This window comes from Cupriavidus sp. CuC1, from assembly GCF_044627735.1.
In the GTDB taxonomy this organism is placed as follows: domain Bacteria; phylum Pseudomonadota; class Gammaproteobacteria; order Burkholderiales; family Burkholderiaceae; genus Cupriavidus; species Cupriavidus ulmosensis.
Genome location: NZ_JBIUHC010000427.1, coordinates 1 through 647 on the forward strand (window position 1 = coordinate 1; position 647 = coordinate 647).

Below are 647 nucleotides of genomic sequence, written 5' to 3' on the forward strand. Positions count from 1 at the left end.
CAGGCTGCTGAAGTACTAACCGCACAAGCGGCAAGACTTCCCGCTCTATGGTTGATGTGCCGCCTATTTTTCACAATCCGGAAGCTGCGCGTCATTTCATCGATTTTTTGATGATTTGGCGCCCGTTTCTCGCCTCATTACCGCGATTACTGCAACTGCGGACGGATTTCTCCCAGCGAGCGCATGCGCACCAAGTTGTATGCGGCCATGCTCAACACAAACATCTGGTCAACTTTCTTCAGTCCGCGCACCATCACTTGACGCATGCGCCCCACGGTCTTGGCCCAGCCAAAGCCTTGTTCGATCAGTTTGCGCTTTTGCTGCGAAATGGCATAACCCCCGCTGCAGGCGATCTCATCCGGAACCGCCGAGCGTCGCCCGGAGGTGTTTTGCGCCACGTGCGGCGTGACCCTCATCTCAAGGCAAGCCTCAATGAACTCGGCCGCGTCATACCCCTTGTCCGCACCCACGGTGACTTCCACGTCCGCGTCGTCGACCACCTGCCGGGCGTCGTTGACCATGACCTTGGCGGCTTCGCGCTCTGCATGCCCGTCAGCACTTGTCACCAGCGCGCTGACCACCAGGCCGTGGCGGTTGTCGCTCAGGGTATGGCCCATGTAGCGCAACTCACTGGCGGTTTTGCCTTT

1 protein-coding gene is annotated in these 647 nt (G+C 58.9%); it reads right to left on the bottom strand.

The window, feature by feature from the left end; all coding sequences use genetic code 11:
• Nucleotides 1-146 precede the first annotated feature (146 nt).
• A partial coding sequence (locus ACGLHR_RS52060) for a transposase (RefSeq protein ID WP_400103986.1) occupies nucleotides 147-647 on the bottom strand: 501 nt, incomplete at its 5' end.